Origin of the sequence: Bradyrhizobium acaciae, from assembly GCF_020889785.1 — a bacterium.
GTDB lineage: Bacteria > Pseudomonadota > Alphaproteobacteria > Rhizobiales > Xanthobacteraceae > Bradyrhizobium > Bradyrhizobium acaciae.
Genome location: NZ_JACMYK010000005.1, coordinates 104,538 through 117,458 on the forward strand (window position 1 = coordinate 104,538; position 12,921 = coordinate 117,458).

At 58.6% G+C, this 12,921-nt stretch carries 12 protein-coding genes; 7 read left to right on the forward strand and 5 right to left on the reverse strand.

Translation table 11 applies throughout. From position 1 onward, the window contains the following. Positions 1-2 precede the first annotated feature (2 nt). The 7 genes from sctN to H8A92_RS04350 all read left to right on the forward strand — a co-directional run bounded on the left by sctN (position 3) and on the right by H8A92_RS04350 (position 6,456). Positions 3-1,352: a type III secretion system ATPase SctN gene (gene sctN / locus H8A92_RS04320; RefSeq protein WP_229157641.1), complete on the forward strand. Its 1,350-nt coding sequence runs from the start codon at positions 3-5 to the stop codon at positions 1,350-1,352. Beyond that, positions 1,328-1,864 (forward strand): hypothetical protein, encoded by a 537-nt coding sequence (locus H8A92_RS04325; RefSeq protein ID WP_229194614.1) that lies wholly within the window; start codon positions 1,328-1,330, stop codon positions 1,862-1,864. The genes sctN and H8A92_RS04325 overlap by 25 nt, the downstream gene beginning before the upstream one ends. A gap of 57 nt (positions 1,865-1,921) precedes the next feature. Then, entirely contained in the window at positions 1,922-2,977 is a 1,056-nt protein-coding gene (gene sctQ / locus H8A92_RS04330) for a type III secretion system cytoplasmic ring protein SctQ (protein WP_229194615.1), read from the forward strand. Then, positions 2,970-3,635: a type III secretion system export apparatus subunit SctR gene (sctR, locus tag H8A92_RS04335; RefSeq protein ID WP_229194616.1), complete on the forward strand. Its 666-nt coding sequence runs from the start codon at positions 2,970-2,972 to the stop codon at positions 3,633-3,635. Before sctQ ends, sctR begins: the two co-directional genes overlap by 8 nt. Before the next feature lies 1 nt (position 3,636). After that, complete coding sequence (locus tag H8A92_RS04340; RefSeq protein WP_229194617.1) at positions 3,637-3,912, forward strand: EscS/YscS/HrcS family type III secretion system export apparatus protein; 276 nt, start codon at positions 3,637-3,639, stop codon at positions 3,910-3,912. A gap of 694 nt (positions 3,913-4,606) precedes the next feature. After that, complete coding sequence (gene sctT / locus H8A92_RS04345) at positions 4,607-5,422, forward strand: type III secretion system export apparatus subunit SctT (protein ID WP_229194618.1); 816 nt, start codon at positions 4,607-4,609, stop codon at positions 5,420-5,422. Then, a complete protein-coding gene (locus tag H8A92_RS04350; RefSeq protein WP_229194619.1) occupies positions 5,419-6,456 on the forward strand; it encodes an EscU/YscU/HrcU family type III secretion system export apparatus switch protein in 1,038 nt (345 codons plus the stop codon). Before sctT ends, H8A92_RS04350 begins: the two co-directional genes overlap by 4 nt. Positions 6,457-6,627: 171 nt before the next feature. On the opposite strand, the gene H8A92_RS04355 is transcribed toward H8A92_RS04350, so the two are convergent. The 5 genes from H8A92_RS04355 to H8A92_RS04375 all read right to left on the reverse strand — a co-directional run bounded on the left by H8A92_RS04355 (position 6,628) and on the right by H8A92_RS04375 (position 12,450). After that, entirely contained in the window at positions 6,628-7,263 is a 636-nt protein-coding gene (locus tag H8A92_RS04355) for a CpaD family pilus assembly lipoprotein (RefSeq protein WP_229194620.1), read from the reverse strand. A gap of 9 nt (positions 7,264-7,272) precedes the next feature. Then, entirely contained in the window at positions 7,273-8,730 is a 1,458-nt protein-coding gene (locus H8A92_RS04360; protein WP_229194621.1) for a type II and III secretion system protein family protein, read from the reverse strand. Positions 8,731-8,756: 26 nt separating this feature from the next. Continuing rightward, a complete protein-coding gene (locus tag H8A92_RS04365) occupies positions 8,757-9,446 on the reverse strand; it encodes a response regulator (RefSeq protein WP_229194622.1) in 690 nt (229 codons plus the stop codon). A 39-nt stretch (positions 9,447-9,485) separates the two neighbouring features. After that, complete coding sequence (locus tag H8A92_RS04370) at positions 9,486-9,836, reverse strand: hypothetical protein (protein ID WP_229194623.1); 351 nt, start codon at positions 9,834-9,836, stop codon at positions 9,486-9,488. Between the two features lie 1,633 nt (positions 9,837-11,469). Next, complete coding sequence (locus H8A92_RS04375) at positions 11,470-12,450, reverse strand: hypothetical protein (protein WP_229194624.1); 981 nt, start codon at positions 12,448-12,450, stop codon at positions 11,470-11,472. Between the last annotated feature and the right edge of the window lie 471 nt (positions 12,451-12,921).

Consider the following 12,921-nt stretch of genomic DNA (forward strand, 5'->3'; position numbering starts at 1 on the left):
CGATGCAACGATCAGGCCCTGGTCAAGCGGCCAGAGAAGGAGATCTGCATGCGGCGCTGGCATCTGTAAGATCCGCAGCAAAGGATGTCGATACGCGTGCTGTGCGGGGACGGATCACGCGGGCGATCGGCACGTTACTTCATGCCGTATTACCAGGGGCCCGTGTCGGAGAACTTTGCCTGTTGCAGGATCACGCATCCGGATGGGCGCTCGAGGCCGAAGTCATCGGTTTGTTGCCGGATGGAGTTCTGCTGACGCCTATCGGCGATATGGTGGGCCTGTCACACCGCGCGGAAGTGGTCCCGACCGGGCGCATGCAGGAAGTGTCAGTCGGGCCCGGCCTGCTCGGTCGCGTGATCGACAGCTTCGGCCGTCCACTCGACGGCAAGGGGCCAATAAAGACGGTCCACACTTGTCCGCTCCGCGGCAGGGCACCCAACCCGATGAAACGGCGTAGCATCGAGCAGCCATTTCCGCTCGGCGTTCGCGTGTTGGATGGGCTTCTGACGTGTGGCGAAGGTCAGAGGATCGGAATCTATGGAGATGCTGGGTGCGGTAAGTCGACGCTGATGTCGCAAATTGTAAAAGGGGCGGCCGCTGATGTCACCGTAGTTGCACTCATAGGAGAGCGCGGCCGCGAGGTGCGTGAATTCATTGAACGTCATATTGGAGATGCCATTGCACGCACGATCGTTGTCGTTGAGACATCCGATCGATCCGCAATGGAGCGGGCGCAGTGCGCTCATATGGCGACCGCACTCGCGGAGTATTTTCGGGATCAAGGACTGCAGGTCGTGCTAATGATGGATTCGCTGACGCGCTTTAGCCGCGCGATGCGCGAAATCGGCCTCGCCGCGGGAGAACCTCCGACCCGACGCGGCTTTCCTCCTTCCGTTTTTGCGCTGCTGCCCGGGCTGTTGGAACGTGCCGGTATGGGAGAGCGGGGCTCCATCACGGCATTCTATACAGTGCTTGTCGAAGGTGACGGCACGGGCGATCCGATTGCCGAAGAGTCGCGCGGCATTCTTGATGGTCATATCATTCTTTCGCGCGCGCTGGCTTCGCGCGAGCATTTTCCCGCCATCGATGTGCTGTCGAGCCGAAGTCGTGTCATGGATGCGGTCGCCTCCGCGCCACATCGCAAGGCGGCCTCCGTCTTCCGCGATCTGCTCTCGCGCTACAATGAAGCCGAGTTTCTGATCAAGGTCGGTGAATACAAGCCCGGCAGCGACCCACTGACTGATCGGGCAATCGATTCAATCGAGGAACTGCGCGCATTCTTGCGCCAGGGACAGGATGAGCCGTCCAGCTTTGAGGAGACCGTTTCATGGATGTCGCGTCTCACGGCCTGAATCCCGTGCAAGCGTCGAAATTACGGCTGGTGAAAGACATGAGGGAGCGAAGCGCGCTTCGTGAATTGTCGAACATGGAAGCCAAACGCCGAATTGCAGCCGACGCGCTGCAGCGGGCGTCTGAGGGGCTTGAAGCCGCGCAGAAGCATCGCTCCAAGGTCGAAGCTGAACTTTATCGGGAACTGGCGCAGCTCGAGACAACGTCCGTGGCCGAGCTCGATCGACGGTGTCAACTCGTCATTGGGCGACTGGCAGCAGAGTTCGAATCGGCGCGTCAGGCGCTTGAGCAGGCACGCATCGCGCATGAGGAGGCACAGCGGGCGGTGAGTGAGGCGCGGGCAGTATGGGCCGGGCGTTCGGCGGCGAGCCAGAAATGGCAAGAGATTGAGGGCAATGTCCAGCGCGCGACCGCCGTCCGTTCGGAGTCTGCGGCCGAAATCGACGCCGACGATGAGGTTTTGCTCCGATATCAGGGTGGTTCGCGCAGCCAGACGATCGGCGTGGCGTTCTAGTGGCTGGTTCTATTATGACGTCGCGAACTTCGCCTGTGCAACCTGTCGGTAAGCGCCGTGGCTGAACCCGCACTATTTCGGCCTGCGGTGAAGCTGGCGCATGAGGTGGTCTCGTGGGCCAACGAGATTGCCGCACGGCGTACCATCTTGCAGAGCCGCCTTGGCGACAAGCCACTATCCATCCGTGTGAGCCGGCTTGTCTGGCAGGTGGAGCCATATGACATGTCGATGCTCGACTGCGTATTTCGCGCCGGCGGCGAGACAGCTGTTTTGTCCTTGCCTCGCCTTCTCGTCGAGACACTGATTTCAACGGTCCAGCAAGGCCTTACGTTACCTTCCGACCCGACGCGCTCGTTCGTTCTCGAGCTCGCACTGGAACCCTGGATCGTTGGATTAGAGAACGTGCTTGCATCGAATGTGCAGCTGATCCGCATCGAAGACGCAACGGCCAAAGACCCCTATCTGGAGCTCGATGTTGCCATCGGAGCGCTGGCGGGAAAGGCCCGCCTGTTCTTGTTCGCGCCGCTTGACGGTCTGATTCCTTCTGCGTTTTGCTTGTTAGGCGAGTTGATTGGCCAATTACCGCGAGAGCAAGGCAAGCTTTCGTCGGAATTGCCGGTCGTGATTACGACAGAGATCGGCTCGCTGCGGGCGCCTGTCAGGCTACTTCGCCAAGCACAGCCCGGCGACGCACTGCTGCCCGACGTCATTCCCTTTGCCCATAGCCAGCTGATCCTCACGGCGGACAAGTTGTGGGCGCCGGCGCAGGCCGTGGACGACAGACTTGTCCTTCGCGGGCCATTCCGCCTGCAGCCCCATCCTCTAAGGTATGTAGATATGACGATACGCCTCCAAACGGAACAAGCAATCCCGCCCTCGGAAGCCGATATCGACAGTGTTGAGATCACGCTTGTGTTCGAATGCGGCCGCTGGCCTATCCCGCTGGGTACGTTGAGAAGCATCAACGAGGGACACGTGTTCGAACTTGGGCGGTCCCTGGACGGTGCGGTCGATATTGTAGCCAACGGTCAATTGATCGGCCGGGGCGACATCGTGCGCATCGGTGAGGCGCTTGGAATCCGGTTGCGTAGCAGGTTGGCAGTCAATGGTTGATATTCAACCGAGCATCCTTGCGCTTCTTGGGGCGACGGTCGGCCTTGGCCTGCTGGCGTTCGCAGTCGTCACGACGACCGCCTTCATAAAGGTTTCTGTCGTTCTGTTCCTGGTTCGCAACGCGCTCGGGACTCAGTCCATACCACCGAATATCGTTCTGTATGGCGCTGCATTGATTCTTACCGTGTTCATAGGCGCTCCAGTGTTCGAGCAGACCTACAACCGCGTGACCGATCCGCAACTTCGCTACCAAACCGCCGACGATTGGTTGACCGCCGCCAAGGAGGGCAGCGAGCCGCTGCGCGCCCACCTCAAAAAGTTCACTACTGAGGAGCAGCGCACGTTCTTCCTGTCATCGACGGAACATATCTGGTCGGACGAGATGCGCAGCAACGCAACAGCCGATGATTTGGCAATTCTCGTGCCGTCGTTTTTGATCTCGGAACTTAAGCGTGCATTTGAGATCGGCTTCCTTCTCTACCTTCCGTTCATCACGATCGACCTGATCGTGACGACGATTCTGATGGCCATGGGCATGTCAATGGTGTCACCAACAATGATATCCGTTCCTTTCAAGCTCTTTCTGTTCGTCACAATCGACGGCTGGTCGCGGCTCATGCACGGATTGGTGTTAAGCTACGCAACCCCCGGAGGTTGAGATGGACGAAGCCAGCATCCTCACCCACCTGAGCCGATCACTTGTCCTGTTCATGATCTGGGTTCTGCCGCCGCTCCTGGCAGCCCTCGTGGCCGGACTGGGTATCGGCATCGTGCAGGCAGCAACCCAGCTCCAGGATCAAACCTTGCCGCTGACAGTGAAACTCCTCGTCGTCGTCGTTGTGCTTGTTCTGTTTGCCCCGGTGCTGAGCGCGCCACTGATCGAGCAAGCGCAGCACATCTTCACCGAGTTCCCGGCGCTCACAGCGAGGTACTAGTGCGGGAACGCAAGGCGGACCAAGCCTACAGCTATGGCGTCGCGCTTGTCTGTCCTCATTCTGAACCATGGAAGAGGCGAGTTTCGTCAGCTTACCGAAAGCTCGCCTCGTTAGCATGGGACAGATCGATATCCGGACTGTCTTGTTCGGCTCGATCGGCCTTCGGAGGAGGAATGACCTTATCTGAAATTGTCATCCGCTCAATTCGAGTCTGGCTCACGATGAAATGACCTGCTGTGAGGCCTGGCCCTCGATGCATAACCTGGCGAGTTGTTAACTAGGTGGATAGGCATGCCGATTTGATCTCAAGTGGGCGCTGGGTTTTGACGATCTGATGGATCAAGCCGCGATGAAGTGCCGGCCGAGACCGATCGCCGCGAACTGTTGAACTGATGCAAGCTCCGAAGCTCCAGGTCATCAGAACCGCCCTGCGGTCGGTGACAGCCGAAGGAGCTTGGCTTGCTGGCCTGGTAGCCGCGCTATTCGGCGGGTTTTATCATCGAAATGGTCATACCTTATTGGTGGACAGCCGTGGCTGCGGAGAGTTGAAGCGGGAGTCCCTAGTGCTTGGGTATGTCGATCTGCAACCGCTAGGACACGAGGTCGATGACCAGTAGAGCTCTTGACGAATTGCATCTTGGCGAGGCGCACGGGCGATTAGATTGACTTGAAGCGAGCGGTGAGCCGAGCTCAAATGGATGCGTTGTCACCCACCGAGACGCAAGGTCTGGTTCAGACCGCCGTCGAATTCGTCGTTGCGGCTGGACTTGGCGCGGCCCGGGCGCTTGGCATTATGCTGGTTCATCCGGTATTCACGCGGCCGCACATTGGCGGGATGATCCGCGCAAGCGCGACGGTTGTGATTGGATTGCCTTGCTTGATGCAAATCAAGAGCGGCTTGCAGACGCTAGATCCCGGCACCCGTATGATTGCGGTCGCGCTCCTCGGTGTGAAGGAGATATTTATCGGCCTATTGTTCGGCTTTCTGCTCAGCATACCACTTTGGAGCATCCAAGCCGTTGGTGACATCATTGATACCCAGCGCGGCATCTCCAGTCAGGTAGACGATCCCGCGACACGCAGCCAAACCTCCGCAATGGGACTCTTTCTCGGAACTGCGGCGGTTACGATCTTCGTCGTATCGGGAGGCCTGCAGACAATGGTCAGATGCCTTTACGGGAGTTATCTGATCTGGCCCGTGTATCGACTGCTACCCCCCCTGACCCAGCAGGGGGCAATGGAATTTATCAAGCTTCTCGACCATATCATGCATGCGACGCTCGTGGTCGCCGGGCCCGTGCTGGCTCTGCTGGTTCTGATTGACGTATCCCTCATGCTGCTTGGGCGCTTTGCGCCGCAAATCAAGCTGAACGATCTCTCTCCGACCATCAAGAATGCCGCCTTTGGCATCATCATGGTGAGCTACACCGTCTTCCTGATCGAATATATGGGAGCCGAGATCGTTCAGTTCGACGGTGTGCTGGAGTGGCTCGAGAAGTTCTTGAAATGAATGACACGAGTGAAGAGAAAAAGCTTCCACCGAGTCACAAGAAGCTGAGGGACGCGCGTAAGAAAGGGCAGAGCCCGCGCAGCGCCGACTTTGTGACCGCGGCAAGTCTTTGCGCTGGTTTCGGCTGCCTGTGCTTCAGGGCAGGCGCGATCGAAGACGGATGGCGCGAAGCGGTGCGCCTCATCGACAAGCTGCAGGGCCAGCCATTCAACAGTGCGGTCCGGCAGGCATTGGTCGGATTGATGGACCTTTCTATGGCAGCCGTAGCCCCAATCCTGGGTGCGGCGTTGGTTGCGGCCATCTTGGCCGGCGTCTTGGCCAACGGCGGGCTGACGATTTCCGTCGAGCCGCTGAAACCTAGCTTTGAGAAATTGGATCCAGTCAAAGGGTTGAAGCGGATTGTCTCCCAGCGCTCGCTTGTGGAGCTTGGAAAGTCCCTCGTCAAAGTCTCGGTTCTTGGTGCCACGTTCGTCTTCACTGTGCTCTCAGGTTGGAGGGCATTGGTCTATTTGCCGGTGTGCGATTTAAGCTGCCTTGGTTTTGTCTTTAACGAGCTGAAAGTACTGATAGCGATTGCTGCCGGCGCCTTTCTGATTGGTGGGCTCGCCGATCTGCTCATTCAGCGTTGGTTATTCCTGCGCGACATGCGCATGACGCAGAGCGAGGCCAAGCGCGAGTTCAAGGAACAGGATGGTAATCCGCACATCAAGGGTGAACACCGCAGGCTCCGTCGCGAGTCGGCGAACGAGTCTCCGCTCGGCATCCACCGGGCAACATTGATATTGACTGGACCGGCGACGGTGATTGGGCTGCGCTACGTGCGGGGCGAGACAGGCGTCCCGGTCCTGGTGTGCCGCGGTGAAGGCGAGGTGGCGTCACAGTTACTGGCGCAGGCGCGGGCCCAGCGTCTGAGTATTGTCGAGGATCATGGGTTGGCGCGTCAGCTGATCAGTAAAGGTGCGATGGGCAAGGCCGTTCCCATGGTTTGTTTCGAGAGGGTCGCAAAGGCGGTTTTTGCCGCCGGCCTTGTGTAGCGTCGACGCGCTCGGACCTTCGGTCAAAACCCCTATTGTCGCAGAACTTGGTAAAAGCTCCGCGAACCAAAAACAACGGCCGAGCACAGACCGGAGCCCGTGAGCTCGTCGGCCAATCGCAAAACTGATATGGAAACCAGAGTGCCGAGCGTCATTGGTCTTGGCCGGATATTATTGGGTTTCGGGCGCACCCTTGTTTTGGGCTCCATCCTCCAAATTGCTGCGATTGCCGGTCGCCGCGGGCCCACGCGCTGTGATGGGAAGCACTGCACGATCACCGCTGGTCGGCATGACGGCGCTATTGCCTAGCAGGTCGCCGGGATCATTGACCATGACTGCGAGGTTATTGCGGACTGAGCAGCCAAGCGTTGGATCGAAAGAATTGTCGCCTATAGAAGGGCCGGTGACAGCGAACGGCGGACAGGCGGCAGGATGTGCTTCGTAGGTAATTGCCTCGACCCGGATCCCGAAATGTGCGGGTAGATCGACGGGAGAGGCGGACAGGCGGATATTGTAGGGAGCAATGCCCATCGAGCGAGCCTCATGGGCAACTTGCGCTACGAGCCGCGGTGAGCCGGCTATGTCGAGTTGGAGTGCATCGCGCCGGCCGTGGCTGGCATTCGCAATGAAATCCCGCAGGCCGTACCTATCGTTGCGACGAAGATTTTGAAGCAGCAGGACACTGGTCTTCCGCTCCACTCTGACCGTTTGTCCGGCCGGTCCGGAAGAAATCGCAGTACTGTTTGCACATCCGCCAAGGGCAGCCGCAACTGCGATCAAAAGACATAGGTGTCGTCGCAAGGTCATTGGCAGTCCTCATTCAATGATAAAGCCGGCACCGATGGTTGCACCCGATCTGGCCGTGGCCGGCGCCGCCTCGCGGCCCTTCGATGAACCAGCCAGCGTATTCGTCAGGGTGCGCCCTGCGTCCGAAGGCGGCCCGATGCGATCAGTTGGAGCGCTCATCTTGCCTGGGCCAGATCCCGGCCGGACGATGTAGGGAGTGACAATGATGACCAGTTCGGTCTCCTGCTTCTGAAATGAAGAGGAGCGAAACAGCACGCCAAGGATCGGAACATCTCCTAACCAAGGAAAAGTGCCGATGTCGGTACTGAAATTGCGCCTGATGAGCCCCCCAATGGCGAAGCTTTGACCGCTGGCAAGCTCGACGACAGTACTGGCACGACGCGTGGAGAGACCGGGCACCGATATTCCGTTGACGCTGACCTCGCCTTCTTTCGACAGTTCGCTGACTTCAGGCTTCACATGGATATTAATCTGATTATTGCTGAGGATGGTCGGGACGAACTCCAGGCTGATTCCGAATTGTCTGAATTGGACCGAGACTTGTCGGTTGTCCTGCATCACCGGAATTGGAAATTCGCCACCTGCCAGAAAACTTGCGGATTCCCCGGACATGGCGGTCAGGTTCGGTTCAGCCAGGATCGAGGCGAGGTGCTCGCTGGCGAGTGCGTCGAGAACAGCGCTCAGGTTGGTATTGCCCGCGCTGTACCCGATGCCGATCGTGCCGCCGCCGCGGGCCGGCCCGGAACCGCCACTTTTTCCGGTGACAAGGAAAGCGCCGTTCGGACCGGAAGCCGTGAAGTTGATATTGAGGTCCTTAACGGCATTGCGGGAGACTTCTGCCACCCGCACACTCAGATTCACCTGCAGCGAACCTGCCACCTGGATCTTGTTGACGACCAGCGCACCAGGACCGAGAAACTGCTCGGTCACCTTTCTGGCCGTCTCGACGATATCGGCGTTGGGAGCCGTACCGCCAAGGATTGCGCCGCGTGGGGTATAGCTGACCTGGATCGGATAATCGCCGATCTCAGCCTTCAGCGTGGCACGCAGGTCCTCGATCGGCTGGGTGACAACGACGCGCAGCTCGGCGAGAGCCTCGCCGTTCTCGTTCAAGGCGAACAGGCTGGTTCGTCCGGATTTTTTGCCGAATACGAATATCGTGCTGCTCGATGGCGCCTGGTAATCGGCGATCGCCGGGTCGGCAACAAAAATGCTCGCTGCCGGCGCGTTCAGATGAACCGTCTTGCCCTGTGAGGAGGTGAGGTTGAGCGTGCCGGTGGTGCTGCCAGGCGCCGCACGTGGCGGCTCTCCTTTGCCGTCCCGTTTTGTCTCGGCTGCGCCAGCAAGTGGAAATAGCAGAGCAAGTCCGCAGAGAACGTAGCACAAGCGCGGCAGAACGGCAGAGCGTTGCGAGATGATGGCCATCGGCGGCAGACTGGCGCCGGCAGCATTCTTGACGACCTTCAAGGGAGTGTTGCTTTCAAGTTAGATTGCTAGGCAGCCGATGCTGCGCCGACGAGTTCAAGGGTGTAGCCGACCCCGCGCGCGGTCTTGATCCTGAGCGTCGCACCGGCCTGGTTCAAATGCGCGCGTAAGCGATAGATCCCGACTTCCAGCGCATTGGTCGAGACCTCGTCGTCAAACGCATACAAGCTATCTTCCAGCGATGTGCGCGGCACGGTCCGGCCGGCACGGTTGAGCAGATGTTCGAGAATGCAGACTTCGCGCCGCGCAATTCTCAGTATCCGGCCGCCAACCGAGACTTGCCTTGCGATCGGGTCGAAATGCAGATTGCCGAATGTCACCACCGGCGCCGTCATTTGCGTCGACCGTCGCAGAATGGCTCGCATGCGGGCGATGAGTTCGTCGATCGACACGGGCTTGGGCAGGAAATCATCTGCACCTGCATTGAAAGTTGCAATTCGGCGGCTGAGATCATTGAGACTACTCATCATCATCGCCGGCATTGATCGTCCCTCGCGCCGCAACTGCTTCAGCCAATCCAGTCCGTCTCCGTCGGGCAAGACAGACTCGAGCAGGACCATGTGGTAGTTCGCGCATTCCAGCGCGGCCGACGCCTCATCCAGTGTGCGCGTCACATCAACGGCGAAGCCGCAATCCAAGAGCGCTTCCTTCACGTCGCGGCCAAAGTCCGCATGATGATCAACCAGGAGAATTCGCATTCATTGCCTCTCGTCCATCCTCGGCAGGACTTGAGCGTGTCACGGTTGACCATGAGGTTCGGTGGATCCGAGAGGCGGCCGCTTTGACGTGAATTCGAGAAGTCGGAAATGCCAGGGTGGAGCATAGAGGCAGGCGATCAATGTCTGCCGGTCTGTCGTTATCGGATAGGCGACCTGCCGCGCATCGCGTCCGCCGGCGACACCGTTCAAAAGATCCTGTATGTCGGCAAGAGCTCTGCGATTTCCAACAAGGTTGAAAGCCCTGGCAGCGCGCTGATGCATCTGTGGGCCGAGCCCGCCTGCAGAAACGATTGCGCCAAGCTGCACGAGCGAAACGAAGTCGCAGGCGAGAGCGGCTGAATTGGCCGAACAGACTAGCGAAGCGGACATTTGGAAACTCCCCATTTCGTCTTAATCCGCGGTCAGTCCCTGCTGGGCGTTGAGCCCGTCGTGTCGTCAAGCCACGACAATGCAAGTGTTCCCGCGCTTTTTAAGACGGTTCACGCGATCTGCATCTGGCCGATTGCTGGAAAGGCCGAGACGCATGACAAAGGATCAGTAGGTCTATCGGCCTGATAGATATCCTCTCGCTGGTCGGTGATTGCCAAGCGAGATGCCAAGCGTCCCGAAGTTCGGACGCGCCGAAGTTCTCTCACGCCGCCGCGGCGCGAATGCTGCGAAAGAAGAACGGATCGAGTCCGTCGTCATCGCGCATCGCCCGAAGTACTTACGTAGGCACCGTGTCGTCTCACTGGATGAACGGCGAATGAATGATTTGATCTCCAACTCGGTACGTGACCGGCATGAGCAAAATTGCGACTGCCCCCGTGCTTCTCGCTCGCTGGGTCCTGTCCTGGCTACACGTGAGGCTCTTCGTCCTATGCTGTGCGCAGAGGCGATGCACGATGTGCGCTCCGAAGAGAAGCCATTGAGGAGCGTTAAGGTGCGGAGCCACTGAGCATTGAGTTTTTGAGACGATCGCATTTCTTGCTACCTGTCGGGAAGAGGTTCACGCGAGCGGATTCTGTCGCGAGATTGTCGGAAATCCTACAATCTGACGCTAGGTGAGATTCAAGTGCCTTCGATGCTTGTGGCGGTGCCATCAAACTCGAAAGTCTTGTGAGATAATGGTGACACCGTTAGGGCTGGTCCATCGACCCTCGCATGGCGGTCCGTCTGGCGCTGTCCAGGTCGTGACCAGTTCGCCGTCCGATCAAGTGTGGCGTCAGAGCCATGGATGTGCAGGAAGAGCCAGTCGTTCGTGCCAGGCTTTGAGCAAAGCCATTGCGTCACGATCGGACGATCGACGGATCCGCCACATGCGTGGCAATTTTGCGGGATGACCGGGGCGGGTATGCGTTCACGTGACAATAATAGGCTAACAGCCGAGATGCGGACGAGCGATCGCGCGAACCAGTTTGGTTTATAAGAGACTGAGAAGAGAATCGATTGCCTGACGTCATTTTTGAATGCTGCCTCCATAGATCTTCGGTCGACTATGAGACGTTTAGCCGTCCGCAGCAAAATCGATTGTTTTGATGGAACGCATCCAGGTGACGGATCGGACCGGCTGCAACAGTATCGCTTGCCGGAGACGAGTGGATAGCTGATGCGGTCGCGGCCAAAGTGTTGATCGCCCGTTCAATGTCAGGTCGAGCTAGCTAAAAGGGCGATGCTTCGCGTTCAGCGGCTTACCTCATCACGCCTCCGGCCACGCGTGATGGCCACTAACAAATAGATGCCGTGCGATGTCAGAACGCAGCCAAGATAACAGGACGCCCGAACGGCCGGCTCCTCCCGACCGTCGAATTGCGGCTTTCCCCCTCGGAACCCTCAACCGCCTGTTGCGCATTGCGTAGAGCGCTGCCCCGTTCGATCGGCGAGTTGATCAGATATGGGCGCGCCATGCCCTATACTCAAATTGTAACGCGTGAGATGTGCCGTGTTCCAGATCTACCTTGAGGTGGTTGTCTCGGCGCATGAGCCCAAACGAACCTGCCAAATGGCGCGGTCGACAGAGTATCTATTCACTACTCCCGCGCTTGTAGGGATTGGCTTCGCTTGCGGTTCGGTAACTCTCCAAATTGCCGCCCAGGAACAGGCGCTCAGTCTCTCGGGTTGGAGTTCTGCCGAGTGAGCACATCAAATCGACGTCCCCGTCGACGTGGTCCGGATCTTCGGCATTCATTCCAAGACCGATGCTACTCAGCACGTCGTCAGGCGTCCAGACCGCAGCCTTCGGAACCGTGTAGGTATGCAGGGTGTCGGCATGGGTGGCGATCGCTCTTGCCCAAGTGTCGCGCGAAACGGCGAGTTTTCCCGGATCCTCGACCAACGATACGAAGGCAGATGTGGTTGTCTGGCCGCGCATATGCCAGCCAGCTTGGCGCGCCCGGTCCAGAGGATAGCGCTCTAGCGGGTATCCAACGGAAGAGTGATCCCGAGCAGTGTTGCGGACATGCGATATTGCGCTTGTGTTTTCTTCCTTGCGCGGCCTGCAATCGCTGTTCTGATTCTGAAACCGCCGCAGTGTGACATATGACGAGCCCGCCACGTCCTCGAACACGCGGTCCCGATCGACGGGAGGTGCCGTCGCCGGTGACCAATGTGCCGATTGCTGCTCGGCAAGGTCGATCTCGTTCCGGAGCGCTTCAAGAGTGGCACCTGTCAATGTTGCGGCAAGTTGGGCGCGCGCGCTGACAAAGGATGTGGCTGGATAGAAAACGGCTTCCGGGGCCGCCTGGTTCGACGCAGGCGACGAGGTGCCGGTTGCGGAGCTTGCCAATGACGAGACTAAATCCGACCTTGGCAAAACCGGTTCTTGGTGATTGAGGGTCAGGTCATACAGCTGCTGCTCAAAGCTCCCTCGATCTTCGGGATTGTGTGCGGGTGCGCTGGTCTGGGCGTTAAGCTCGGCTGATTGCCTCTCGATCCGGCTCGGCTGCTGCAGCACTTCGTGAACCTCGCATGGAGTGTCGGCGGCCTTCCGGATATCAACATTCATTTGTGTCTCCATTCGAGTGCCGGCTATTGGCGCAGACTATTGCAGGCACAGCTTTCGAGAAGCTGACGGACCAGGAAGGAAGCCATTTGCCTTGACCTTTGAGGGAGCCGGACGGATTTGGTCAGTGAGGCGATCGTCAGCCAGAAGGAAGGCACGCAAAACCAGGAATCACAAGTCGGCGCTGTCTTGTGCTCTCTGTCGTTGCTGTTTCGAATGGGCCGAGATCAGGTCCCTTGACTGAGCTTGTTCGGACTGCCGCGCTAGGTTCGCTCCACCACCTCATTGCGGGCACGCCGTCTGGGGCAGCAGTCCTTGCCCGGGTATCACATGGACAAGCTGGCGGATGCGAGGCCGACGTGTTCTTTTTAAGTCGTTTGCTCACACAGATGTAAGAACGGCATCCTCTCGGCCGTCGGACCTGCAATGGACGAGCGCGACCGGTCACCGTTTTTGTGGTTTCCAAGCAGCCGA